Origin of the sequence: Exobacillus caeni (assembly GCF_005747095.1) — a bacterium.
GTDB lineage: Bacteria > Bacillota > Bacilli > Bacillales > Guptibacillaceae > Exobacillus > Exobacillus caeni.
Map to the genome: position 1 here is coordinate 1 of NZ_SWLG01000021.1, position 24,231 is coordinate 24,231.

The 24,231-nt window shown below is 39.7% G+C and carries 24 protein-coding genes; 17 read left to right on the forward strand and 7 right to left on the reverse strand.

Translation table 11 applies throughout. The features are described 5' to 3' along the window. Positions 1-180 precede the first annotated feature (180 nt). Entirely contained in the window at positions 181-750 is a 570-nt protein-coding gene (locus tag FCL54_RS20240; protein WP_138128863.1) for a GNAT family N-acetyltransferase, read from the reverse strand. A gap of 147 nt (positions 751-897) precedes the next feature. On the opposite strand from FCL54_RS20240, the gene FCL54_RS20245 reads away from it, so the two are divergent. After that, entirely contained in the window at positions 898-2,328 is a 1,431-nt protein-coding gene (locus tag FCL54_RS20245) for an MFS transporter (RefSeq protein ID WP_138128865.1), read from the forward strand. 37 nt (positions 2,329-2,365) lie between these two features. Here FCL54_RS20245 and FCL54_RS20250 read toward each other — a convergent pair whose 3' ends face one another. Next, positions 2,366-2,584 (reverse strand): spore germination protein, encoded by a 219-nt coding sequence (locus FCL54_RS20250; protein WP_138128867.1) that lies wholly within the window; start codon positions 2,582-2,584, stop codon positions 2,366-2,368. A gap of 392 nt (positions 2,585-2,976) precedes the next feature. Here FCL54_RS20250 and FCL54_RS20255 point away from each other — a divergent pair, with 392 nt between their 5' ends. After that, on the forward strand, positions 2,977-3,768 hold the full coding sequence (locus tag FCL54_RS20255; protein ID WP_246055372.1) for an SDR family oxidoreductase: 792 nt from the start codon (positions 2,977-2,979) through the stop codon (positions 3,766-3,768). Between the two features lie 97 nt (positions 3,769-3,865). On the opposite strand, the gene gltC is transcribed toward FCL54_RS20255, so the two are convergent. Continuing rightward, positions 3,866-4,771, reverse strand: a complete 906-nt coding sequence (gltC, locus tag FCL54_RS20260; RefSeq protein WP_138128871.1) for a glutamate biosynthesis transcriptional regulator GltC — start codon at positions 4,769-4,771, stop codon at positions 3,866-3,868. Positions 4,772-5,063: 292 nt separating this feature from the next. On the opposite strand from gltC, the gene gltB reads away from it, so the two are divergent. Both gltB and FCL54_RS20270 read left to right on the forward strand, forming a co-directional pair. Next, positions 5,064-9,671 carry a glutamate synthase large subunit gene (gltB, locus tag FCL54_RS20265; RefSeq protein ID WP_138128873.1) on the forward strand — a complete coding sequence of 1,536 codons (4,608 nt, stop codon included), beginning with the start codon at positions 5,064-5,066 and terminating at the stop codon, positions 9,669-9,671. 13 nt (positions 9,672-9,684) lie between these two features. Next, positions 9,685-11,169, forward strand: a complete 1,485-nt coding sequence (locus FCL54_RS20270; RefSeq protein WP_138128875.1) for a glutamate synthase subunit beta — start codon at positions 9,685-9,687, stop codon at positions 11,167-11,169. Between the two features lie 33 nt (positions 11,170-11,202). Here the strand turns inward: FCL54_RS20270 and FCL54_RS20275 are convergent, their stop codons facing one another. Then, positions 11,203-12,135 carry a magnesium transporter CorA family protein gene (locus FCL54_RS20275; RefSeq protein ID WP_138128877.1) on the reverse strand — a complete coding sequence of 311 codons (933 nt, stop codon included), beginning with the start codon at positions 12,133-12,135 and terminating at the stop codon, positions 11,203-11,205. Positions 12,136-12,409: 274 nt separating this feature from the next. Between FCL54_RS20275 and copZ the strand changes: the two genes are divergently transcribed. The 3 genes from copZ to FCL54_RS24685 all read left to right on the forward strand — a co-directional run bounded on the left by copZ (position 12,410) and on the right by FCL54_RS24685 (position 13,194). Further along, complete coding sequence (copZ, locus tag FCL54_RS20280; RefSeq protein WP_138128879.1) at positions 12,410-12,619, forward strand: copper chaperone CopZ; 210 nt, start codon at positions 12,410-12,412, stop codon at positions 12,617-12,619. A gap of 153 nt (positions 12,620-12,772) precedes the next feature. Then, positions 12,773-13,039 (forward strand): hypothetical protein, encoded by a 267-nt coding sequence (locus FCL54_RS20285; RefSeq protein WP_138128881.1) that lies wholly within the window; start codon positions 12,773-12,775, stop codon positions 13,037-13,039. A gap of 20 nt (positions 13,040-13,059) precedes the next feature. Further along, positions 13,060-13,194, forward strand: coding sequence for a hypothetical protein (locus tag FCL54_RS24685; protein WP_281281400.1), 135 nt, complete (start codon positions 13,060-13,062; stop codon positions 13,192-13,194). Positions 13,195-13,259: 65 nt separating this feature from the next. Here the strand turns inward: FCL54_RS24685 and FCL54_RS20290 are convergent, their stop codons facing one another. Together FCL54_RS20290 and FCL54_RS20295 are read right to left on the reverse strand one after the other, a co-directional pair. After that, positions 13,260-13,466 carry a capping complex subunit for YIEGIA gene (locus FCL54_RS20290; protein ID WP_138128883.1) on the reverse strand — a complete coding sequence of 69 codons (207 nt, stop codon included), beginning with the start codon at positions 13,464-13,466 and terminating at the stop codon, positions 13,260-13,262. Then, complete coding sequence (locus tag FCL54_RS20295) at positions 13,466-14,374, reverse strand: YIEGIA family protein (RefSeq protein WP_138128885.1); 909 nt, start codon at positions 14,372-14,374, stop codon at positions 13,466-13,468. Before FCL54_RS20295 ends, FCL54_RS20290 begins: the two co-directional genes overlap by 1 nt. 168 nt (positions 14,375-14,542) lie before the next feature. Here FCL54_RS20295 and FCL54_RS20300 point away from each other — a divergent pair, with 168 nt between their 5' ends. The 7 genes from FCL54_RS20300 (at position 14,543) to FCL54_RS20330 (ending at position 21,758) form a co-directional block, all read left to right on the forward strand. Then, positions 14,543-15,949 (forward strand): sensor histidine kinase, encoded by a 1,407-nt coding sequence (locus FCL54_RS20300; RefSeq protein ID WP_138128887.1) that lies wholly within the window; start codon positions 14,543-14,545, stop codon positions 15,947-15,949. After that, on the forward strand, positions 15,921-16,592 hold the full coding sequence (locus tag FCL54_RS20305) for a response regulator transcription factor (RefSeq protein ID WP_171016942.1): 672 nt from the start codon (positions 15,921-15,923) through the stop codon (positions 16,590-16,592). Before FCL54_RS20300 ends, FCL54_RS20305 begins: the two co-directional genes overlap by 29 nt. A 22-nt stretch (positions 16,593-16,614) precedes the next feature. Further along, positions 16,615-17,640, forward strand: a complete 1,026-nt coding sequence (locus FCL54_RS20310; protein WP_138128889.1) for a F510_1955 family glycosylhydrolase — start codon at positions 16,615-16,617, stop codon at positions 17,638-17,640. A gap of 199 nt (positions 17,641-17,839) precedes the next feature. Further along, a complete protein-coding gene (locus tag FCL54_RS20315) occupies positions 17,840-19,348 on the forward strand; it encodes a multicopper oxidase family protein (protein ID WP_138128891.1) in 1,509 nt (502 codons plus the stop codon). A 162-nt stretch (positions 19,349-19,510) separates the two neighbouring features. Then, positions 19,511-19,942: a four-helix bundle copper-binding protein gene (locus FCL54_RS20320; RefSeq protein ID WP_246055373.1), complete on the forward strand. Its 432-nt coding sequence runs from the start codon at positions 19,511-19,513 to the stop codon at positions 19,940-19,942. A gap of 186 nt (positions 19,943-20,128) precedes the next feature. Beyond that, on the forward strand, positions 20,129-20,869 hold the full coding sequence (locus FCL54_RS20325) for an alpha/beta hydrolase (RefSeq protein ID WP_138128893.1): 741 nt from the start codon (positions 20,129-20,131) through the stop codon (positions 20,867-20,869). Positions 20,870-21,116: 247 nt separating this feature from the next. Next, a complete protein-coding gene (locus FCL54_RS20330; protein ID WP_138128895.1) occupies positions 21,117-21,758 on the forward strand; it encodes a YkuS family protein in 642 nt (213 codons plus the stop codon). Between the two features lie 131 nt (positions 21,759-21,889). On the opposite strand, the gene FCL54_RS24485 is transcribed toward FCL54_RS20330, so the two are convergent. Next, complete coding sequence (locus FCL54_RS24485) at positions 21,890-21,979, reverse strand: putative holin-like toxin (protein ID WP_246055374.1); 90 nt, start codon at positions 21,977-21,979, stop codon at positions 21,890-21,892. A 314-nt stretch (positions 21,980-22,293) separates the two neighbouring features. On the opposite strand from FCL54_RS24485, the gene FCL54_RS20335 reads away from it, so the two are divergent. From FCL54_RS20335 to FCL54_RS20340, 3 genes are all read left to right on the forward strand, one after another. Then, positions 22,294-22,986, forward strand: coding sequence for a GDSL-type esterase/lipase family protein (locus FCL54_RS20335; RefSeq protein WP_171016943.1), 693 nt, complete (start codon positions 22,294-22,296; stop codon positions 22,984-22,986). A gap of 26 nt (positions 22,987-23,012) precedes the next feature. Beyond that, positions 23,013-23,180 carry a hypothetical protein gene (locus FCL54_RS24155; protein ID WP_171016944.1) on the forward strand — a complete coding sequence of 56 codons (168 nt, stop codon included), beginning with the start codon at positions 23,013-23,015 and terminating at the stop codon, positions 23,178-23,180. A gap of 221 nt (positions 23,181-23,401) precedes the next feature. Then, positions 23,402-24,205 carry a ZIP family metal transporter gene (locus FCL54_RS20340; RefSeq protein WP_138128899.1) on the forward strand — a complete coding sequence of 268 codons (804 nt, stop codon included), beginning with the start codon at positions 23,402-23,404 and terminating at the stop codon, positions 24,203-24,205. Positions 24,206-24,231 lie beyond the last annotated feature (26 nt).

Consider the following 24,231-nt stretch of genomic DNA (forward strand, 5'->3'; position numbering starts at 1 on the left):
AATTATACAGAAAAAGGACGGTTCTTTTATGTTTTCAGCGAAAAAAGAAGGGGCGACCTTCAAAAGGATACTTTATCCTTTTGGGTCAGCCCCTTTTTAAAGTTTTTGTAAATTTCACATGTTCCTATTAATTAGTAATACACTGTTTTGTCCCGACCGAAGGGTTTTCCTACTAAAAATTTATTTTGCGTAATTATATTCTTTGCTCAATAGAGAATAGACGATTGTGTCATGGAAGCTTTCTCCATCAAAGTCCGTTTGTCTTAGTTGACCTTCCTTTTTAAATCCATACTTTTCTAATATTTTTTGAGAAGCAATATTTTCCGCAAATATATCACCTACAACCCGGTTTAAGTGAAGTTTTCTAAAACAAAAAGATAGGATTCCTGGAAATAATTCAGACATCACATCTTGATTATGCCATTGCTTTTTTAAGATTACGCCCATCTCAGTTTTCTTATGCCATAAGTTCAGTTTATGAAGGCGAAAAAGACCTATTACTTCGTTAGACAACTTGTGAACGATGAACCAGGCGATTTCTTTGTTTTCTTTATAGTTAGTTTTCTTTTTTTCTATCATAACAGTTACATCCTGTATCGTTTCAACCGGGTGAGGTGAAATGAATTTCATTGTTTCTTTGTCGGATAAAAAGGCAAACAAATCTTTTGCATTAGTCGGTGTAGGTTCAAGTAATCTGTAATTAGCAGTTTCTATTAAAGGATAGTTTTCGAAAGACTCGATCAGTGACATATGCTTCCTCCTTGTAATTACATCAATATCTAGTGCTATTTTACATTGTTTTTTTATGTTAACGCACATTCCTGCTTTTCTCCGTTAATTATTTATGCCATAATTACATATGGAACTTTGCACATATTTGCAGAGGAGGATTTTATAATGGACCGAAATTTGAGATTTATATTGATCACTTTCTTACTTGGAGTTTTTCTTGGGGCGTTGGATTCTGGTATTATATCTCCAGCTTTAACAACATTGATCGAGGAGTTAAACATTGGATTGAAATGGTCCGTATGGGTAATTACAATCTATACCCTTGTCTATGCAGTAAGCATGCCGATTGTTGGAAAGCTTTCAGACATTTACGGCAGAAAAAAGATTTTCTTGATTGGTATTAGTTTATTTGGTATTGGTTCACTAATCTCTGGATTCAGCAATTCTTTAGGTATGCTGTTAACAGGACGCGCTGTACAGGCCCTGGGTAGCGGGGGAATAATTCCGATCGCTAATGCTGTAATCGGGAACAGCTTCCCGAAAGAAAAAAGGGGAATGGCATTGGGGCTCGTCGGTGCCATGTTTGGAATCGCAACGATTCTTGGCCCGAATGCAGGCGGATTTTTTGTAGATCAGCTGAACTGGAGATGGATTTTTTGGGTGAATGTTCCCTTTGTCATTCTTATCCTAATTCTTGGTTTAAAGCTACCAAAAGAAGAAAACGAAGCGCATACATCGTCACTGGATATCAGTGGAGCAATTCTGCTTTCTGTTATCATTATCAATCTTTTATATGGGCTAACGAACATTGATACTGGAAATTTGTCAGCATCCTTGGCAAGTACTTCAGTCTGGCCATACTTAGCAGTAGGTTTGATCCTGGTTCTTCCATTGGTCTTGGTAGAAAAAAGGGCGGAGGATCCTATTTTAAAACTTAGTTATTTTCAAAATCGGAATATTGTCATTGCCTTAATTATCTCCATGATCACCGGAATCGGCATCATCAGTATGATTTTCATTCCATCTTTTTCAGAAATTTTATTAGCTTTAAAACAGGGAAGAGGCGGATATGTCATGACGATTCTTGCAGTGGCATCCGGCTTTGCCGCACCTATAGGAGGAATTTTGCTTGACAAGTGGGGTTCGAAACAGGTCGTGCTTACTGGATTTACTTTGAGTCTTTTAGGTTCTTTAACATTTGTTTATCTGGCAGAAGGTTGGTTCACTTTATCTCTTGGAATGATTTTAGCCGGGGTGGGGATCGGCTTTACGATGGGTACTCCGCTTAATTACATTATTCTTGAATTAACGCCTGAGTCAGAATCGAGCGTCGCGCTGTCTCTTGTCAGTCTGTTCCGTTCAATAGGCACATCGCTTGGTCCTATCATCCTGGTAGGTTTTATTGCTGCATCCACTCCAGCAAATGGCGGAGCGCATGGTAGCTTCACAGGTAAAGCTATTCCAGGCCCTGTCCGTGAGATGCTATTACAGGGTTATGCACATATGTATTTAGCAAGCAGTTTCATATTTTTACTTGGTCTATTGTTTGGTTTATTATTGAAATTGCCTGCTAGAGAAACAGAAAAAGTATTTTAAAAGCAAAAGGGCCCCGGAACATTCCGGTTGGCCCTTTTTAAACACTGCCAGAAATATTCCCTTCTGTAACATTTGGATTGGAAGTGTTAGAGTTACTTGCACCGTTGACAACGGTATGGAAATCTCCTGTGTTAAACGCACCCGATCCTGCAAAGGTTTTGCTTGTACTTTTTGGCGACGTATTAAAACTATCGCCGGTTACGAGAACTCCTTCGACTGAATTGATTTTAACAGGGCCTAAAATAATAGAGGGCATATTCTATTTCCTTTCATGATTCTAGTTTATATTCTATTGTATGTTTTGGAATGGAAGAAGATTGGACGAGTATAAGAGAGATAGTGAGAATCAGGAAAAATTTTTATATAAATTTAAAACAGGGCTAAAAAGCCATGCCGATGCTCCTATAATTTCTTTCTGGTTATTACAAGAAAAAAGGGATCTCCACCTTTGCCTGACAGGGGATGTTTCCCGGTCAGGCTACTTTGTAAGCTAGCAAATTTGATAAAATAGATACAGAAAAAATAACTAAAGACTTAAACAACTTAGGAAGCAGGACCACCAGATTGTTACATAGTAAATCTGATTACTAAAGTATCATATCTGAAAAACAGTGTTTTTAATAAGGAATAGAAATGGGGGCAAGAAAATTGGCTTTTTATTCTGATCTTAGAGGAAAGACGGCATTAATAACAGGAGTTGGCCGCCAAAAAGGAATTGGTGCAGCTATATGCTATAAACTTGCAGAAGCAGGTACAGATATTTTTTTCACCTACTTGACCAGGTATGACCACTCGATGGAATGGAATGTTGATGATAGGGAGCCTGAGGAAATCAAGCGGGCAATTAAAAAATATGGTGTTCGTTGTTTTTCGATGGAAGCTGATTTAGCTGAGGATACTGCACCTTCGTCAATCCTGGATATGGCAGAAGAGGAACTGGGGCCAGTTTCCATTCTTGTAAATAACGCAGCATACAGCACCGGCAATAATGTTGAGAATTTAGATTTTAAAGAGCTTGATGCTCATTATGCGGTTAATGTACGGGGAACGATTATGTTAAGTCTTGAATTCGTCCGTCGATTTGAAAAAGCAGCGGCTGTACAAGGAAGAATTATCAATTTGACTTCAGGGCAGTCCAGAGGCCCAATGCCAGCGGAGCTTGCTTATGCAGCCACTAAAGGAGCGGTCGAGGCATTCACAACATCGCTTTCAGCTGGAGTAGCATCAAAAGGAATTACTGTTAATGCTGTTAACCCTGGACCTACCGATACTGGATGGATGGCCGAACCGATCAAACAACAACTTATCTCAAAGTTCCCGTTAGGTAGAACGGGACAGCCAGAGGATGCAGCCCGATTAATACGATTTCTAGCTAGTGAAGAAGCAGAATGGATCACCGGACAGATCATCCATTCCGAAGGCGGCTTTGTGAGAGAGTGAACAAGGGGGTCTGGCCCCCGCAAAATTGTGGATAACATAAATCCCCTCTACCAATAAAACATCCCGATCGAGGGATGTTTTATTGGTATTTGCTTTATTATTGGCCGAAGCGATTAAGAACTTCATAGAAGTTTTTAAGAAACTCAAAGAATTTTTTTTCAGTTGGTGCAAGTTCACGATTAGTTGGTATAATGATTCCCACCGACCTTGTGACATTCGGTTCAAGAATTTCCTTTTTTACTGCTTCAGGTGGAATATTGTCCACGAGTGTTATTTCAGGGAGCAGGCTGACGCCAAGTCCAGCAGAGACAAGCCCTTTAATTGTGTCGACATCCTCTCCTTCGAATGCGACCCTGGGTTTGAATCCGACTTGCTGGCAGGCATTTACTACAAGGTTACGAAGCGAATACCCCGGCCTAAAAATAACAAACTGGTCATTTTTCAGCTGCCCTAACCTTATGGCAGGTTCCTCTGCGAGTTCGTGGGAGCGGGGGAGTAAGCCCATCATTTTTTCGGTAAATAAGATATTCCCTTTTATTTCTGTTCTTGCTGTTGGTACAGGGGATACAAATGCGAGATCGATTTCTCCTTTTACAACAGCATCTGTTAAATCTTTCACAGATCCCTGCCTGAGCTGAAAACCGATACTTGGATGTTCATTCCTGAACGCCGATATCACAGTTGGTAACGTCTTTGCTGCAAGGCTGTTTGGAAAGCCGATTCGAATTGTACCTGTTTCCGGATTGAGAAATTCATATACTTCTTGCTTCGCTTTGTCAATTTCCGCCATTGCGACTTGTACGTGTTCCATGAAGATTCTTGCCACTGGTGTTAATCGGACATTTCGTCCTTCCCTAACAAAAAGCTGAACCCCAAGCTCTGATTCCAAATTGGCGATTTGCCTGCTGATTGCCGATTGGGCTACATGAAGTTCATGAGCAGCCTCAGTAACATGCTCCCGTTTTGCTACCTCTAGGAAATATTGAATCTGTCTTAGTTCCATATATATCTCACCTTCAACTCTATATATATCAAAATTAGATTGATTTAATCTAAATTATATATTGAAAGCATCAGTTTGAAAACTGTACAATTGAAATAGAATATTTAAACAATTCGTATAAATTGCCTGATATACAATTACGTAAGTAAAATCTATCTTCAGGCATTCATTATAACATTTAGGAAAAGAAATAATATTCATTTGATTGAATATTAACTTATTTTCTTTTTTGTTTATATAAAAAGATCTACTACAGAGAAACCAAAAAATGTGGATAGTGAGGGGTGACCGAATGATAAAGAAAGAATTCCCGGTAAAACAAGGATTATATGACCCGATTAACGAACATGACGCGTGTGGAATTGGTCTTTATGCCAATATTAAAGGAAATTCCTCTCATGAAACGGTTGAAAACGGACTGGAGATGCTTCGTAACATGGAACACCGTGGCGGTCAGGGGAGTGATCCAGATACTGGTGATGGAGCAGGAATCATGCTTCAGATACCGCATGAATATTTTAAACAAAAATGTGACTTCGCTCTACCGGCTTCCCAGGAATATGGAATTGGGATGCTTTTTTTACCTGTTGAAGATTCCAAAAGACGTTATTGTGAACATATCGTGGAAGAAACCATTCAAAATGAAGGCCTTCAGCTTTTAGGATGGAGGGACGTGCCGGTTAATCCAACTGTGATTGGGGAATCAGCTCAGATCACACAACCTTTCATTCGCCAGGTCTTTATTGGAAAAGAAAATAGCACTTCAATAGACGAGTTTGAAAGAAAGTTATATTTAGTAAGAAAAATCAGTGAAAAACGAGTTGCTGAAACGGAAGAAATCGGAACGGCGACATTCTATTTTGCAAGCTTATCAAATCAAACCATTGTATATAAAGGGATGGTAACACCCGAGCAGGTCGACGACTTTTATTTAGACCTATCAGACCCAAACTTCAAATCTGCGTTTGCTCTTGTCCATTCTCGTTTTAGTACGAACACCTTCCCGAGTTGGGAAAGAGCGCATCCGAACCGTTTCCTCATTCATAACGGAGAAATAAACACGCTTCGTGGAAACGTTAACTGGATGCTTTCCAGGGAAAAAATGATTTCTTCAGAGTTGTTTGGTGATGATATTTCAAAAATAACTCCAATTGTAAATTCAGACGGAAGCGATTCTTCCATGCTTGATAATGCACTGGAATTCTTGACAATGGCTGGCTATTCCCTTCCTCATGCAGCCATGATGATGATCCCGGAGGCATGGGATAAAGACGATACAATGACAGACCCCAAGAAAGCATTTTATGAATATCATAGTTGTTTGATGGAACCGTGGGACGGTCCTACTTCTATTGTTTTCACGGATGGCAGAAAGATTGGAGCTATGTTGGATAGAAACGGCCTGCGTCCAGCTAGATACTATGTGACATCGGATGATCATATCATTTACGCTTCAGAAGCCGGTGTATTGGAAGTTCCAGAAGAAAACATTATCGAAAAAGGACGATTAGCTCCAGGGAAAATGCTCTTTATTGATCTTGAACAAGGACGGATCGTGCCTGATGATGAAGTGAAGGAGCAGGTTGCTACAGAAAAGCCGTATCGTGATTGGCTTGAAGAGAACCTTATCCAATTGAACGAGATTGAAGAAATTGATCAGGCTGAAATTATGAAAGAAGAAAGGCAACTTTTTAAAAAGCAAGTTGCTTACGGGTACACCTACGAAGAATTAACAAAAAACATTGCGCCAATGGTGACAGAAGGAAAAGATCCTGTTGGTTCGATGGGGAACGATGTACCGCTTGCCGTTCTATCAAATCGCCCACAACTTTTGTTTAATTATTTTAAGCAGCTTTTTGCACAGGTTACCAATCCGCCGATCGATGCGATACGTGAGGAATCGGTAACTTCAACAATGACATTACTTGGTGCTGAACACAATCTGTTGAATCCTGGTCCAGAACACAGCAGAAGGATACGACTGGAAACACCGATTATTTCCAATACGGAACTTGCGGGTATTAAATCTCTTCCTTTAAAAGCGTTTCAAACAAAAACACTGCCTATCCTTTTTGACGCTGCTAAAGGTGAAACTGAGCTAGAAATTGCACTGCATAAGTTGTTTAAGAAAGCGGATCAGGCAATCGAAGCTGGAAATAAGTTGTTGGTTTTATCTGATCGTGAAATGGATGAGCAGTACGCAAGCATCCCTGTATTACTGGCTGTCAGCGGCCTCCATCATCATCTAGTTAATAATGGTTCCCGTTCAAAAGTGAGCATTATAGTAGAAACGGGTGAAGCAAGGGATGTACATCATTTTGCTATGCTGATCGGCTATGGTGCAGATGCCATCAATCCTTATTTAGGAATTGCGACAATTAATGAAATGATAAAACAAGAATTGATTCCAGAGATGCCACTCGAAACTGCTGTACGTAAATATATTGCTGCAGCTACCAACGGAATCGTTAAAGTATTATCCAAGATGGGTATCTCTACTATTCAGAGTTATCGTGGAGCCCAGATATTTGAAGCGATTGGTGTTGATCAGTCTGTTATCGATAAATATTTTACAAGAACATCAAGCCAAATCGGTGGTATAAAATTAGACACAATTGCAAAAGAAACCCTCTTGCGTCATAAACAAGGTTTTAATGACCATCAGTATAAGGACCATGTCCTGGATGCCGGTGGTGAACTTCAGTGGAGAAGTAACGGGGAATACCATGCGTTCAATCCGAAGACAATCCACACACTCCAACACGCTGCACGACGCAATGATTATAGTTTGTATAAGAGATACAGTGAAATGGCAAATACAGAACAACTTGCCTTTATAAGAAATGCTTTTGAATTTAAAAAAGACCGTGAGCCAGTTTCGATCGATGAAGTAGAATCAGTTGAATCGATTCTTAAAAGGTTTAAGACTGGAGCGATGTCTTATGGAGCATTGAGTGAAGAAGCACATGAAACACTCGCTATTGCCATGAACCGTATTGGCGGAAAAAGTAACAGTGGAGAAGGCGGCGAAGATCCAGGTCGATTTACTCCTGATGAAAACGGAGACCTCCGCAGAAGTGCGATAAAACAGGTTGCATCTGGAAGATTTGGCGTTTCGAGCCACTACTTGACCAATGCAGACGAAATACAAATAAAAATGGCTCAGGGTGCAAAACCCGGTGAAGGCGGTCAACTTCCGGGTAAAAAGGTTTACCCATGGATTGCTGAAGTGCGTGGTTCTACACCTGGTGTTGGATTGATTTCACCACCTCCACACCATGACATTTATTCAATCGAAGATCTTGCACAATTGATCCATGATCTTAAAAACGCAAATCCATCAGCAAAGATAAGTGTAAAGCTGGTTGCGAAAGCTGGTGTTGGCACGATCGCTGCAGGAGTAGCAAAAGGCCTTGCTGATAAAATCCTTATCAGCGGATATGAGGGTGGAACAGGAGCCGCTGCAAGAACAAGTATTAAACACGCTGGTCTTCCATGGGAGCTTGGGCTTGCTGAAACGCATCAAACCTTGCTGCTAAACGACTTGCGCGACCGCGTGATGATTGAGGCTGATGGCAAGTTAATGACAGGGCGCGATGTCATCATGGCTTCATTACTTGGAGCCGAAGAATTCGGTTTCTCTACAGCACCCCTTGTAGTTCTTGGATGCGTTCTGATGAGAGCTTGCCACCTTGATACATGCCCTGTTGGAATTGCAACACAAAATCCGGAACTGAGAAAAAAATACATCGGCGACCCTCAACATGTTGTCAACTATTTAACTTTTATCGCTCAAGAAGTAAGAGAGTTAATGGCAGAACTAGGATTTAAAACGATCAATGAAATGGTTGGAAGAACAGATATATTAGAGGTAAGCGAAAGAACTAAAACACACTGGAAGGCAAAGGATCTTGACCTTTCATCTCTTCTTTATCAGCCAAAACTTCCGGAAAATGTTGGAAGATACTGTACGAAGGAACAGGACCATAAGCTTGACCAGTCTTTAGATATGAAAGCATTATTACCATACTCCCGTCCAGCGCTTGAGGAACAAAAAGCAGTCAAGGGATCTTTCAAAATTTCAAATACGAATCGCGTTACTGGAACAATACTTGGTCATGAAATTACGAAGAGATACGGTGCGGAAGGACTTCCTGAAGACACGATTAACTTTGAATTCAAAGGGTCTGCTGGCCAGAGCTTCGGTGCCTTTGTCCCTAAAGGAGTTACCTTAAACCTGAAAGGCGATGCCAACGATTATGTCGGAAAAGGATTGTCAGGAGGCAAGATTATCGTCCAGCCTTCTGAGGGAACTTCCATCGTTCCTGAACAGAGTACGATCATAGGTAATGTTTCCTTTTTCGGTTCAACATCAGGTGAAGCATACATTCGCGGCCTTGCCGGAGAAAGATTCTGTGTCCGAAATAGTGGTGTCAAGGCAGTAGTCGAAGGGATCGGCGATAACGGTTGTGAATATATGACTGGCGGCCGGGCAATTATCCTTGGCAATGTTGGAAAGAACTTTGCTGCAGGTATGTCTGGTGGTATTGCATACGTCCTTGCTGAAAGTCCTGAACAGTTTAAACAAAGCTGTAATAAAGAAATGATTGCATTCGAACCATTGGATAATTATGAAGAAATCGTTGAAGTGAAGAAAATGATTCAAAAACACGCAGATTATACAAACAGCCTAAAGGCAAATTATATACTTCATAACTGGAATGATATCGTACCGCAATTTGTAAAGGTCATTCCAAAAGAGTTTAGAAGAGTCAAAGAATCCATCGATAAGATGGAACAGCAAGGATATCGTCCTGAAGAAGCAGCGATGCATGTATTCCAGCAAAACAAAAAAGAAAATTTACAAACAACTAAATCGAGTAATCTTGAGCCAGTATAAAAGGAGGTAGGTTATGGGAAAGACAACAGGATTTATGGACTATGAACGTGAAGTGGCAGAAGAGCGAAATCCCAAAACTCGCCTTAAAGATTGGGAAGAATACCAAATTCCAATGAAAGAAGAAAAACTGCAAAAACAGGGGGCTCGCTGCATGGATTGCGGCACCCCGTTTTGCCACACTGGAATCGATGTAAACGGTAGCCCGTCAGGATGCCCGTTATATAATCTTATTCCCGAATGGAATCACCTTGTTTACATGGGAAAATGGAAAGAAGCGCTTGATCGTTTAGTGAAGACAAATAACTTTCCTGAATTCACTGGAAGAGTTTGTCCTGCTCCGTGTGAAGGGTCTTGTACAGTAGCGATCAGTGACCCTGCTGTAGCGATCAAAAGTATTGAAAAAGCGATCATTGATAAAGGGTTTGAAGAAGGATGGATTGTTCCGAATCCGCCTGAAAAAAGAACCGGGAAAAAGGTTGCTGTTATCGGATCAGGGCCAGCGGGACTCGCCGCAGCTGATCAACTGAATAAGGCAGGCCATGAAGTAACAGTTTATGAAAAAGCAGATCGTATCGGCGGACTTTTAATGTATGGAATTCCAAACATGAAACTGGAAAAACGAATTGTTGAACGGCGCATCAACCTGCTTAAGAAAGAAGGAATTACCTTTGTTCCAAACACGGAAGTTGGAAAAGACATTACACAGGATGAGCTGAAAGAAAAATTTGATGCAACTATCCTTTGTACCGGCGCACAAAAACAGCGTGACTTGCCAATGAAGGGCAGAAATCTGAATGGTATCCATATCGCGATGGAATACCTTACTAAAAATACAAAGAGCCTGTTAGACTCTAATCTGGAAAACGGAGAATATATTTCTGCAGAAGGTAAAAATGTCATTGTTATAGGCGGAGGAGATACTGGCGCAGACTGTGTTGCAACTGCATTACGCCATAAGTGTAAATCTATACACCAATTTGGTAAACACCCGCAGCTTCCTTATGAAAGAAACGAACAAAACATGTGGCCAGAATTTCCTCGGGTGTTTACATTGGATTATGCATATGAAGAAGCGACCGTTAGTCTTGGGAAAGATCCGCGTGAGTACTCTATTATGACAAAGAAATTTGTTGGTGATGAAAATGGCCAGGTAAAAGAACTTCATACAGTTCAAATCGAAAAATATACAGATGACAACGGGAATGTCTTTACAAAAGAAATACCCGGAACAGAGAAGGTTTGGCCAGTTGATCTTGTTCTAATCGCGATCGGTTTTACCGGTCCAGAACAAGAAGTTGTCGAGCACTTTAGCCTGGAGCAGGATGAAAGAAATAACGTTAAAGCTGAATTCGATAAGTACACTACAAATGTAGAAGGCGTATTTGCTGCCGGAGATGTTCGAAGAGGTCAAAGCTTGATTGTCTGGGCGATCAATGAAGGCCGTGGAGCAGCAAGAGAAGTAGATCGTTTTTTGATGGGTGAAACAGTCCTTCCATAAAAGGAAAGAGGTTCAGAGATATTCTCTGGACCTCTATTTTGTGTATGAATTTTTTTTTCGGCCGCGTAAAATGTTTCCTGTCCATCCTTTTTTATGGAGCCAGCCAAAAATAATTCCAGAACTTGTTACGATAGTAATTAAAGCAAATAAGTAACCCCACTTCCAATCGAGTTCCGGCATGTATTTAAAGTTCATTCCCCATAACGCTCCTAAAGCGGATATAGGGGTTATCAATACAGTGAAAACTGTCAGGGTTTTCATAATCTCGTTACCACGATATGAGACTAATCCATTATTCAAGTCTCTAAGAGTATCAAGGTCTTTTTCATAGTTTTTGTTCAAAAGATCGAGCCGTTGTATCCTTTTTTGAATATACTTAAATTCCTGTGTGTCATCTATTTGATCTAGAAACGCTTCCTGCAGAGCAATCTGCAAATCTTTTAAAGCTGCATTTAAATCATCCCATTTAAGCAGTTTAAAACGAAACTTATAGATTTGGTCAAGATGATTTGCACGTTTGTTTTGACTAATTTTTTCATGCATTAGCTTAATATGTTCCCCTGTCGGATGCAACTCGATTAAAAAGCTGTTTAATATCTCACCAATAATTCGCAAGAAACCTTTTGGTGCGGTATCAGTAAAGTCCATTTCTTTAATCATTGATTTCTTATCGATTGTTTTTACCTTTGAAAAATCCATACCTACTGTTATGAGCAGGTTATTTTCAATATAAACATAAACAATGTTGTTTTTTTCCTTATCTGCGTAATTTATATGCAAAGAGCCATACATAACTGCATTTCTCTGTCCCGGAAAGTCGACATGGGAAACGATTTCCCTTTGGTTCTGTACTTTTTTTATCCATTCCGGAACATTCTCTCTCATCAATAAATTTTTTTCCTGTTCAACCTGGTCAACATGATCAAAATCATACCATTCCCAGTGAGTAAAGTTATATCTCATCATATACTAACGCTCCTTAAAACTTTTAACTGTTAGTACTTTTTTCCCTGACATGAATAAAAGCAAACTTTCTTTCTATAAATAGAAGTTTTTCCGTTTCTGTAACTCCGAATTATTCTGATACCGGCCAGTTTAAAGGACGGCTCTGATGCTTTTTAAAGATAAATATATGTTTAATCTCTCCTAATACTTAATAGAAAGCAAACTGTTTTAACAATCCTCATTTCTTTAGTATTCTGAAAGGGTAATAAGATTTCTAATATCGGGAGGTTAGATGATGGAAAATATTACGCTTCAGATTGAAGGAATGACGTGCGGACATTGTAAGCAAGCTGTAACCAACTCATTACAGGAATTAAACGGAGTTGAAAATGTCCAAGTGAATCTTGAGCAAAACAACGCAGAGGTTACTTATAATCCGAATCAAGTTTCACTAGAACAGATGAAAGAAGCTGTTGAAGAACAGGGATATGATGTTAAAAATTAGGATATTATAGTGAATGAGAAAATAGTAAGAGGCCGGGATTAAAATCGGTCTCTTTTTTTTATTTAATATTTCACAATCTATTCTTAAGTTCTGCACGATTTCTCGAAAAAAAAGGATTACCTTAAAGATAGAAAAAGAAAGGGAGTTGATCAAATGAAAAAGAATATGATCGTTATTTTAGCAACATTATTGTTTGTGATAGGTCCAGGGAATGCAGCCCTTGCACATGGTAATCCAGGAAACAATAACGTTAATTTTGGTCAAGCTCAAAAGTATATGCAAGAAATGCACCCTGGGATGACAAAACAGGAAGTAAAGGAAATGTACAACACTTGCCACGGGACTAATGGAGCGGCACCAAGCAATAATTTTCAAGAAATGGGCGAGCACATGAACGGTGGGATGATGTACCAACAATAATTTTTAAGAGGTGATCAGCCATGATGGGTGGTTATGGCGGCATGATGGGCGGCTACGGAATGGGAATGGGATTTGGGCTCTTCGCCTGGTTGATTAACATTCTAGCAATAGGCGTTGTTGTTTATTTCGCAGTAAAACTTGCAATGAAAAATTAATGGTATACCCGAAAAAAGAGTTGATTCTATCAACTCTTTTTTCAACTGGATTAAAGGTGGCGAAGTTATATTCGAATAACCATATAATCGCCATTGGTTAATTTAACAACATCGGCTTTCAGCCCCTTGGCGATATCCCTTGTCATTGTCTTAAGGTCTTTTTCATTTTCTGCATAAAGGCATAGAACCCCTCCTGCAATTATTCTCTCTTTATTAAGAGTTAAATAAGCGAATATCTCATAAGAAGGTTTCGTTGACGCTTCTCTGCCCATTATTTTTTCCCTCCCATGTTTGTCTTCATAACAGAATGTGATTTTTTCACACTTTCAAGAAGCGGGCATTTCTTAACGACTTCAATCAAGGCATCCTGATCCTTTTTTAGAGGAACAAGAGCTATGACAACACGTCCTTTCTCATAATCCTTTCTGGTAAAATGATATCTTTTAACACCAAGTGCCCTTGTAGCTTCAAACAACGCTGCCTGTCTTTGTCCAAAATTATCCAGATTAATTCTGAAGTGGCTCTCTCTTGGATATATGACCACTGCCATACCTTCTTCACTTATAAGCTTTTCAGCGTTGTCGGTCCCAAGCAGGTTACTTACATAAATATCGTCAACAAACAATTCTGAGTCCTTAACCTCAACTGTTCCTGTTCTGACATCTGCAATGTCGCCAATTGTTTTTCCTTTTGAGAATCGAATTAGAAAATAAAGCGAGAAAAAACCTGCAGTAATTCCCAATAGAAGCGAAACCCATTTATTTATTGGGGTGAAGTTGGAAAGTATGTGAATGACTATTGATGTTAGCAAAGCAGTTACTAAAGCCATGTAATTTCTAGCTTCGAAGGTTTTAGCAATGCCGTCAATATAAGCACTTCCTCGATATGTATATTCTGTTTGCTCAAGACTTTCGAGACTTTCTTTTTCTGTTTTTCTTACATCCCGAAACTGCTGGATTGCAAGCGTAAGAAAAGTAACAGCAACAAAGTTTTTACTTAATAATGCCGGTAATGCAACCGCACCAAGAGAAGCTGCTACAAAGCCTGTAATCAAATGGATCATATAACCGTTTGGATAACTTGGGTATTGCCTGAAATCTTCTTTCAAGCTTATTCCTCTTGATACAAATCCCACAAATATCGAGGTAACGATAACCGTGATATCAAAAGAGCCCAGCATTATAACATCCCTCCGATGCCTTAGAAGTTTTAAGTGCTATAATGAGTTCGTAGTATGTTAAGGTTTCCTTAATTAGGAAAATCATTCATATTTAGCATCTGCACAGTTTCTTCAAAAATGTAAGATATAGTGATGAAGTCATAGTGTATCCAAAAAACTGGAGGACTTATGTTCAATAAAATCTCATTCAAACTGGGTGTACTGTTTTTGTCTATCTTTTTTGTTTTAGAGGGCATTCTTTTTGTCTTTCTCTATTCTGGCTTTTTATTTGAACGGATGCAGGCTGAGACAGATGCCTTGCTGTCAAGAGGCAACAGTCACAGGGATGTTCTAATTAATCATTTTGACAGGCCAACGATCGACCATGTAGCTTTAATGGAATCAGAAGCCGAAACAATGGTAGTTATTACAGATCAATCTAAAAATGTTCTTGCATATTCTAATCCTTTGAACTCAAAAATGACGGAGATCATTAATCAAGAACAGAACATAAATAAACAGGGATTGGTTGTGAAAGGTAACTGGGAGGCTGAACCTTATTTGGCTACCGTTTCACCTATTATTCAGGATCAAGGTGTTAAAGGCTATGTCTATATGTTTTTAGATACTAATTCTATAAGAGAAGTCAGGGATAACCTGGCGTACCAATTTCTCATTGTTGGTGCTTTAGCGATAATAATTTCATTGGTAACAGTCTTTTTTCTTTCTCGGTTCCTTGCTGATCCTCTCATCAAAATGAAAGAGGCAACGAAAAAGCTCAGTAGGGGAAAGCATGATGTGCAGCTAGCGAGTAACCGTAGCGACGAATTAGGAGAGCTGGCAAGATCTATTCAAACTTTGTCTGATGATTTATATCGATTGAAAAATGAAAGAACGGATTTTTTGGCGAGCATTTCCCATGAATTACGAACTCCGTTAACTTACTTAAAAGGCTATGCAGACATTGCCCAAAGGCCTTTGATTACGGCAGAAGAAAGAGGGAGATATCTATCGATCATCCAGGAAGAATCCGGTCATATCGCTAATCTCGTGAAAGACCTGTTTGAAATGGCAAAGATGGACCAGCATGGTTTCAAGATTGAAAAACAAGAGGTTAATCTATGTAGCCTTTTGCAGCTGGTGATTAGTAAAATCAAGCCAGCGTATGATGAAAAAGAGGTAAGATTACATGTAGAGTGCAAAGATTACTATAAGGTGAACGTAGACCCTGAAAGATTTGAGCAGGTCATTCTTAATTTACTGGACAATTCACTTCATTTTACTGCTCCATACAAGCGAGTAAAAGTTAACGTTGAAGAAAGGTCTGAAAATCTTAGCTTTTCAGTCATTGATGAAGGGGAAGGGATTCCTGAAAAAGACCTTCCATATATTTGGGACAGGCTTTATCGAGTGGATAAATCCAGAAGTAGAAAATATGGCGGATCTGGATTGGGGTTGTCCATAGCTAAAGAAATCGTTGAAAAGCATGGGGGAACAATAGAAGCAAAAAGCGAGATAGGATTAGGAACAGAGATTACAATCCTTCTTCCTGGAAAGGATGTTTCGATTGAAAAAGGTACTGATCGTCGACGATGAACAGCGGATGGTGGATTTAATATGTCTTTATTTAACTCCACACAATTATCGTTGTACAAAAGCATTGAGTGGAAAAAAAGCGATCGAAAGTATTGGGGATGAGTCTTTTGATATCGTTCTCCTCGATGTTATGATGCCGGAAATGGACGGCTGGCAGACATGTGAAAAAATACGGGAGATAAGCGATGTGCCGATCATTATGTTGACCGCAAGAGATCAAAAAGTCGATGTAGTGAAAGGGCTCAAGCTCGGAGCAGATGATTATATAACGAAGCCTTTTGATGAAGAAGTGCTGGTAGCCCGGATGGAAGCAGTAACCAGAAGAACAACAAAGGACCATTCTTCGAAAATCACAGTAAGTGGCCTTTTGTGGGATGGCGACCGGCATATTTTTGCATACCAAGATCAACACATTCCTCTGACACCGCTTGAATTTGAGATGATGGGCATTTTTATTAAAAATCCAAGGAAGGTTTTTAGCAGGGACCACTTAATACAAATTGTATGGGGACTCGACTCCGAAACGGAGGGAAGAACAATCGATTCTCATATCCGCAATATTCGAGAGAAATGCAGAACAGCCGGCTTTCAAATCGACCAGCATTTAAAAACGATCTGGGGAGTCGGATATAAATGGGAATAACGATCAAAGGAGCTAGAAGCAAATGAAAAGTAAAGTTTCACTAATGTTCTTAGCATTAAATTTATTTTTGGCTGCATGCCAGGCAGAGAATAACTCATCAGATAGCAGCTCAAATACTGGCGATACAGTTCAAAAAGAAAAAGAAAACAATCACACAGATAGTTCTCAAGAAAATGATAAAACAGACAATACCGAAGAGAATAAAGACGCAGGAATGGACATCTTCAAGGTAGCCGAAGATTCCTCCATCGATCACGTTCACGGCATCGGTTATGCAGGTGGAGACGAGGGCCTTTTTTTAGCGACACATAATGGACTCATGATCTACAGGGATGAAAAGTGGTATGAACAAACTGAAGAAAAGCACGACTACATGGGATTTTCTGCAACCGATAATGGGTTTTACAGCAGTGGCCACCCTGCTGAAGGTTCTGACTTAAAAAACCCTCTTGGGCTGATCAAAAGCACAGACAAAGGAAAGTCTTTTGAAAAGCTTGGATTTTATGGAGAATCTGACTTTCATTACATGGCAGTTGGCTATAACAGCCATGCCATTTACATTGTAAACCAGAAGGGGAATTCAAAACTGAAGCCAGGTGTTTACTTTTCCAATGATGATGGAGAAAACTGGAAGGAAGTCGGTTTCGGTGGCCTGCCTGACAAGGTAGGAGGAATTGTTGCCCATCCAGATAAGGAAGAGGTCGTTGCCGTCACTTCACCAGACGGAGTCTTTCTATCAACCAATAAAGGGAACGAGTTCAAGAAGATTGAAGGCTCAGTCGGTGCTTCTGCAGCAACGATGACAGAGAACGAAGTGGTGTATGCTGAAGCTGCTACCCAGCCAGACATTATAAAGCAGCCAGTTGAAGGCGGTGAAAAAACAACGATCAAGGGGCCGGATCTAGTAGAGGATGGCATTTTATACATTGCTGTAAACCCAAACAAAGAAGATGAACTCGCCGTCTTCACGATGAACAACAGTATTTATCTGACAAAAGACAATGGAGAGAACTGGAAAGGGTTAGCTAGTAAAGGAAAAATTAAGTAATAATACGATGAACTCCCCCTGGCATTGGGGAGTTCACTTTTTATTAAACATTTATGCACAGCTTCTTCAAATTTGTTCTTTATAATCGTTACAGTAATAGATTTTACTCAAGAAAGCAGATAATGAAAATCCGCTTCTTTTTTTGGTTGTTTTAATAGGGTCAGGGGTATTTAGGTAAGGGAAGAAAGGATGAGCATCTATGGTAAAAAAAATGCTGTTTCTAACCATTTTTGGACTAGTTTTCATTTTAACGGGATGTCAGGATAGTGTGAAAGAATTGATACCTGAGAAGGAAAATCAAAAGGGTAAGACGAGTATTACAGAGCTTGCCGATCATGTGAACAAAGAAAATGCGAAAGAATTCACAATCACGGCTCAAGAAGAAGAATGGCATCTTGATCAAAACACAACAATTAACGCCTGGACTTATAATGGAACCGTTCCAGGTGAAGAAATACGGGTGCAGCAAGGAGATTCGGTTCGTGTCACGTTAAACAATGAACTCGATGAACCGGTCACCATCCACTGGCACGGTGTTATGCTGTCAAATCCGATGGACGGTGTGCCAGGAGTTACGCAGAACGCTGTACAGCCAGGAAAAAGTTTCACCTATGAATTTGTAGCACAAGAAGCAGGAACCTACTGGTATCACTCGCACCAGCAGAGCTCAAAACAGGTTGATAAAGGACTGTACGGACCCTTCATCGTAGAAGAAAAACAAAAGTCTTATGATGCTGATAAAGTCCTTATCTTTGATGAATGGGCTTTGAACGATTCAGAAGGTGGAGGGATGATGGGCGGTAAGATGAAAGGAATGATGGATGGAGGAATGGGCGGCAGGGGAAACGGCGATATGGATACCCACATGATGTATAACACCCTGTCAGTTAACGGAAAAACCGGAAACAGCATCACTCCGATCCAGGTGAAGGAAAATGAAACGGTGAGGCTCCGAATGATTAACGCGGGCTATGCGAAAAGGACACTTTCATTCGACGGCCAGGAGTACAGAGTGGTTGGGAACGATGGAAAAGCAGTGAACAATGGTGATAAAACAAGTAAACTTCTAGAAATTGCTCCCGGAGAAAGAATCGATGTCGAGTTTAGTGCTACATCAAGTTCATGGACAATAGAAGAGGCGAATGATGATGGATCAGACCTATCGATCCCGATACAAACGAAAGGGAGTGCTGGAGGGGAAAACCGATCAGGTTCAGATTCTTCCGTTTTAGAATACACGGAATACGGAAGTATGACCCCGCTGTTCGATGATAATGTATCACCTGATGTGGAATATAACATGAACTTAGGGGTTAGCATGGGGATGATGCAGGGAGGAATGGCTTTTACCATCAATGATGAAACGTTTCCGGATACAGAAAACATCAACGTAGAAAAGGGAGACATCGTCAGAGTGAACATGACGAACGATAGCATGCTTGACCATCCGATGCATCTCCATGGCCACCACTTTCAAATCGTTTCAAAAAATGGAAAGAAATTAGATAAGCCTCTGGTAAAAGACTTGATCAATGTGAAGCCAGGAGAAAGCTATGAAATTATTTTCAAAGCAAATAATCCTGGGCACTGGTTGTTCCATTGTCATGACCTCGTTCATGCAAACAATGGAATGGTAACAATTGTGAAATATAACGGTGTATATTCTCCGTTTGCATTAGAAGGTAGATTTAATAACCAGCCTGAATAAGGAATAGTCAGAAGGCTTTCAATAAAATTGAAAACCTTCTGTTTTTATATACAAGTAATTAAAGTTCTCATTGATTATTTGATGGAACCTAGACAATCAACATAGCATACCTTTTACTGTAGTTTTAAAAGGAAGCAAAATGTAAGGGGAGATTTGTCAGATATGCAGATGGAAAATGTTCGTCCATATAACGGAAACGAAAACATGGTAATGGGAATGCAAAATGTAAGTCCGTATAAAGTTAACGAAAACATGGTAATGGGGATGATGGATCACAATATATTAGCAACGGTTCAACACTGTGAGGCTACCTGTGAGAATATGGTTACCCATATTCTTCGACAATGTCCGGATCTTAATCCAAGAAGAACACAGCTAGAATTATTGAATGACTGTAAAGATATTTGTACCATGATGGCGAAATTCCTTGCACGTGAAAGCATGTTTGCAAGACACATGGCACATCTTTGTGCGATGATATGTGAAACGTGCGGGAATGAATGTGCTAAGTTCCCTGACCAGCATTCACAAAATTGCGCTCGTGTTTGCTTGAATTGTGCCAGGACATGTGCGCAATTTGCAATGGCAAAATAAGAAAACGGAAAGAATTGGGATGCAGAAAACTTCCTTCTGGATCCCTCCATATTTTCAATTATTATGATTGAAAAAGGAGGAAAAAGCTATCTGAAGATAAAATGGTATTTATAATATCCAGCAGCCGTTCATAGAGGAATCCACAAAAACTTCCCGAACTAATAAATGTAAAGGAGGGAATATCATATGGAAAAACATAATGTACTCAAAGATGCGGAGCCATTTTACTTTGAAGGAAATCAGGTCGGCGTTCTGGTCCTACATGGCTTTACCGGTTCTACACAAAGCATGCGTTTCCTTGGAGAGGAAATCGCTTCAGAAGGTTACACTGTTTGCGGTCCCCGTTTAAAAGGGCACGGTACCCATTATGAAGATATGGAACGAAGTACATATGAGGAATGGATCAAATCAGTCGAAGAGGGATACAACTGGTTATTGGAGCGTTGTGATCAAGTTTTTATCACGGGTTTATCCATGGGCGGAACATTAACACTTTATCTGGCAGAAAACCATTCGGAAGTAAAAGGAATAATGCCGATTAACGCTGCAATCCACTTACCTGACTTAGAACAGATGAGAGGAAAAGAAGAACCGCGATTCCTGGATGCAATCGGGTCAGATATAAAAGCACCGGGAGTATCGGAACTTGCTTATGAAAAAACACCGACAAAATCAATACAGGAAATCTTGAAATTGATGGAAGTAACAAAGGAAAACCTATCCAAGATAGAAATGCCGGCGCTTATTTTCCGCTCTTCAGAAGACCATGTCGTTCCGCCAGAGAATTCCACTACAATACATAAAGGAATATCATCTGAAAGAAAAGAAATTGTAGATTTAAAAAACAGTTACCATGTCGCAACGCTTGATAATGATAAAGAATTGATAGCCAGCAGGTGCAAGGAATTTATTAAAAGCTTGATATAAGCTGAAATGGACTGACAAATCATTGCCAGTCCATTTTAATCCGGTTTTTTTCTTTTGCCTTGCTTTTAGTCTCTTGCAAATATCTAAAACAAGTAATCTCTACCAACATACACTTCCTATACAGTTGCTCGGTCACAAAACAAACTGTTATCTCCGGAGAATTTATCCGTATGGACCGTACAGTTCGTTTATCATGAATCGGCAGAGGGTAAAATTTGATTAGCAATAGTTTTAGGAGGCGATTTAGTTGGCAAAAGTAGCAGTTGAACAACCACTTACTGATGTGAAGCAAGGACTTGAAGAAAATGGATTCAAAGTAATGTTGTTTCAAGATGAAGAAAAAGTGCAAGGCTATGATTGCTGTGTAGTTAGAGATAGTGAAGATATTACAGCACAGGGACTGGATATGCCTATTGTGGATGCCAGAGGACGTTCCGTAAATGAGATTGTTTCAGAAGTAGAGGAACGATTGCAAAGAAGACAGGGGAACGATGTAAAGATTAACAATCACTCCACTATGAAGCAGGTTACAACTGGCATTTTGGCAGGAAGTATAGTTGGAGCTACTGCTGCATTGTTATATGCTCCAAAAACTGGTAAAGGGTTGCGAAGTGACATTGCTGAGAAAACGCAATCCGCAAGAGAAAAAACAATGCAATTGACAAACAGCGTAAAGGAAAAATCAAGTACGATCAAAGACTCTTTTTCAAACAAAACCAAACAGGCAAAGAACAAAGTGAGTGAAATGAAAGGCAGTAAAAACCACTCGTCAAGTAGTAGTGATGACGAATATGTTGTCAGTGAAGCGATTGTCGCCAATAATGGGGATGAAACAGTAATAGCTATAGAAGAAACTGAAATAGACCTTGATAACAATAGCAAGAAATAACTTTTTTATCATAATGGGGCTGACTCAAAAGCAAAGTGTCAGTCTCTTTTTTATTTACCGTAATGCAAAAGCAGAAATTACAACAAGCAAAAAAAGATCACCCCTTAAAGGTGATGGAAGAAAGAAGCTTTTTAGGATGATTTGTCGTTAGACTGAAGGAGCACAATCACCAGCATCGAGAAACTAATCATCAGTGACAGAGTTTCAAACACCGTTAACATTAGACCGCCTCCTTGTTTTATATTCTTTCCGTTTACAAGATTGTCCTATTCGGAAGTAGCCAAATTTTTTCAATCAGTCTTGTTCCAACATCCCTTTTCTATCAGGAAGGATTAGCTGTGCCAATGAAAGGCAATTTTTTGAAACTCCTCTCAAATATTAGAAGGTGTAATACTTTTAAGAAAAACGGGAAATAGTGTAGAAATCTTTATTTAAGGAGGGAGTATTTCTGAAAAGGCAAATAACTGTATTTATGGCTATCATTTTGTTTATTGGAGGCCTATATTATATTCTAGTTCCATCAAGTGCTCAATCTATGTTTGAAAGCACAATAGATAATATCGGATTAGCTGAAAAAGACGTTACATTCACCTCGATTGGAGATTCTTTATCTTTTGGGATTGGTGACACAGATGACCATGGCTATTTAGGAGACGTTAAAAAGCTGTACGAAAGCAAGTGCAATTTTAACGTGAACGTAGAAGATTATGGTGTTCCTGATGATACGAGCAGACAGCTTTTAGCAAGATTAGAAACAATAAATGTAAAAGAGGCGTTATCAGAAGCAAACATTATAATCGTTAACATAGGGACGAATGACTTTTTAAACAGTGTAGGAACAAGCCTTTTTAACTTAAACACGGAAAAGCTGCAATCCGGCAAAAAAATCTATCGCTCCAATTTAAAGAAAACAATCGCAAAGATTCGCCGGGAAAACAGGACAGCACCGATTTATTTTGTTGGTCTTTATAATCCGTATCCGGAAAAATTGGCAGACACTCGCCTATCCAGAGTAATAGCGGATTGGAACAACGAAATAAAAAGTCTTGCTTCTGAAAAAAAGAACATCAATTATATCGGTACACAGAAATTATTTAAAGGGAAAGAAAAAGCAACATACTTTTCCGATTCTCTCCATCCGAATGAACTAGGATATAAACTGGTCTCAAACAAAATCTTTTCGGAGATAAAAGAGAATGCATGTTTTAATAGTTCGACGGAAAAATAAAAAAGACGATATAAAGGAGGGAAACAATGGCTGATCGAGAGAAAAATAAGACGAACTTGACTTCGGCTGAAGTAAAAGAGTTATCAGGCGAATATGCAAACATGGATAATGCATTGCCAGCAGAGTTTTCAGAAGAACTCTCAGATGCAGGAGACAGAAACGCAGGAGCGGAAATGCAAGCAAAAAGAACTTGACAGAATGCACTCCCCCCTGGGCAAATAAGCCCAACGGGGGACTGCGTCATTCCTCCTAACTTTTTACATGTTTGAAGCAGAATATAGAAAGATTCTCAGACTGAAACAAGACTTTTACAAAAAGTTGTTTCAGTTTTTTTATTTACTGGTAAATACCTATTATAACGCTTATGAATTAAGAAACAGATAAACAAGTACATCAAGAGGGAGAGGAACAGTGAATGAAGGAATGGTTTCTAGAACAATCACCGATTATTCAAGCATTACTTGCAACTACATTTACATGGGGGGTAACTGCTCTTGGAGCTGCCTCCGTTTTCTTCGTTAAAAAGGTAAAAGAAAAATTAATGGATTTTATGTTAGGGTTTGCGGGAGGAGTAATGATCGCAGCTAGCTATTGGTCCCTATTGTCTCCCGCTATTGAAATGGCTCAAGATGATAATGTCCTTCCTGCATGGTTGGTTGCTGCAATCGGCTTTCTTCTCGGAGGTTTATTTATCTTTTTGCTTAATAAATACATGCCTCATACCCATCCTTCCGATAAAAATGGAAAGAAATCTGGCAAACAACGCAGCTTTTTGCTCGTGATGGCAATTACTCTTCACAATTTCCCTGAAGGATTGGCGGTAGGGGTTGCATTCGGAGCAGTCGCAGCAGGGTATGATACAGCATCACTAGCCGGAGCAATCGCTTTAGCGATCGGCATAGGGTTGCAAAACTTTCCAGAAGGTGTGGCTGTATCAATGCCACTTAGAAGGGATGGAATGTCCAGAACAAAAAGTTTCATGTATGGACAGTCTTCTGCACTTGTGGAACCTGTAGCAGGAGTAATCGGAGCTGCAGCTGTAGGCTTAATGAAGCCGATTCTTCCTTATGCTCTCGCGTTTGCTGCCGGGGCAATGATTTTCGTCGTGGCAGAAGAAGTTATTCCAGGTTCACAGGAGAACGGCAACAAAGATTTATCGGCAGTCAGCTTGATGATCGGTTTTACCATCATGATGACGTTAGATGTTGCTCTTGGTTAATATATAAAAATAAGTTAACAGATTAC

Excerpts from the sequence above, each read along its gene's own strand:
- copZ (WP_138128879.1), top strand. The coding sequence starts at position 12,410 with ATGGAAAATATTACGCTTCAGATTGAAGGAATGACGTGCGGACATTGT.
- gltC (WP_138128871.1), bottom strand. The coding sequence starts at position 4,771 with ATGGAACTAAGACAGATTCAATATTTCCTAGAGGTAGCAAAACGGGAG.
- FCL54_RS20245 (WP_138128865.1), top strand. The coding sequence starts at position 898 with ATGGACCGAAATTTGAGATTTATATTGATCACTTTCTTACTTGGAGTT.
- FCL54_RS20320 (WP_246055373.1), top strand. The coding sequence starts at position 19,511 with ATGCAGATGGAAAATGTTCGTCCATATAACGGAAACGAAAACATGGTA.
- FCL54_RS24685 (WP_281281400.1), top strand. The coding sequence starts at position 13,060 with ATGATGGGTGGTTATGGCGGCATGATGGGCGGCTACGGAATGGGAATG.
- FCL54_RS20340 (WP_138128899.1), top strand. The coding sequence starts at position 23,402 with ATGAAGGAATGGTTTCTAGAACAATCACCGATTATTCAAGCATTACTT.
- FCL54_RS20335 (WP_171016943.1), top strand. The coding sequence starts at position 22,294 with ATGTTTGAAAGCACAATAGATAATATCGGATTAGCTGAAAAAGACGTT.
- FCL54_RS20315 (WP_138128891.1), top strand. The coding sequence starts at position 17,840 with ATGGTAAAAAAAATGCTGTTTCTAACCATTTTTGGACTAGTTTTCATT.
- FCL54_RS20325 (WP_138128893.1), top strand. The coding sequence starts at position 20,129 with ATGGAAAAACATAATGTACTCAAAGATGCGGAGCCATTTTACTTTGAA.
- FCL54_RS20270 (WP_138128875.1), top strand. The coding sequence starts at position 9,685 with ATGGGAAAGACAACAGGATTTATGGACTATGAACGTGAAGTGGCAGAA.
- FCL54_RS20310 (WP_138128889.1), top strand. The coding sequence starts at position 16,615 with ATGAAAAGTAAAGTTTCACTAATGTTCTTAGCATTAAATTTATTTTTG.
- gltB (WP_138128873.1), top strand. The coding sequence starts at position 5,064 with ATGATAAAGAAAGAATTCCCGGTAAAACAAGGATTATATGACCCGATT.
- FCL54_RS20295 (WP_138128885.1), bottom strand. The coding sequence starts at position 14,374 with ATGCTGGGCTCTTTTGATATCACGGTTATCGTTACCTCGATATTTGTG.
- FCL54_RS24485 (WP_246055374.1), bottom strand. The coding sequence starts at position 21,979 with ATGTTAACGGTGTTTGAAACTCTGTCACTGATGATTAGTTTCTCGATG.
- FCL54_RS20285 (WP_138128881.1), top strand. The coding sequence starts at position 12,773 with ATGAAAAAGAATATGATCGTTATTTTAGCAACATTATTGTTTGTGATA.
- FCL54_RS20275 (WP_138128877.1), bottom strand. The coding sequence starts at position 12,135 with ATGATGAGATATAACTTTACTCACTGGGAATGGTATGATTTTGATCAT.
- FCL54_RS24155 (WP_171016944.1), top strand. The coding sequence starts at position 23,013 with ATGGCTGATCGAGAGAAAAATAAGACGAACTTGACTTCGGCTGAAGTA.
- FCL54_RS20300 (WP_138128887.1), top strand. The coding sequence starts at position 14,543 with ATGTTCAATAAAATCTCATTCAAACTGGGTGTACTGTTTTTGTCTATC.
- FCL54_RS20240 (WP_138128863.1), bottom strand. The coding sequence starts at position 750 with ATGTCACTGATCGAGTCTTTCGAAAACTATCCTTTAATAGAAACTGCT.
- FCL54_RS20290 (WP_138128883.1), bottom strand. The coding sequence starts at position 13,466 with ATGGGCAGAGAAGCGTCAACGAAACCTTCTTATGAGATATTCGCTTAT.
- FCL54_RS20250 (WP_138128867.1), bottom strand. The coding sequence starts at position 2,584 with ATGCCCTCTATTATTTTAGGCCCTGTTAAAATCAATTCAGTCGAAGGA.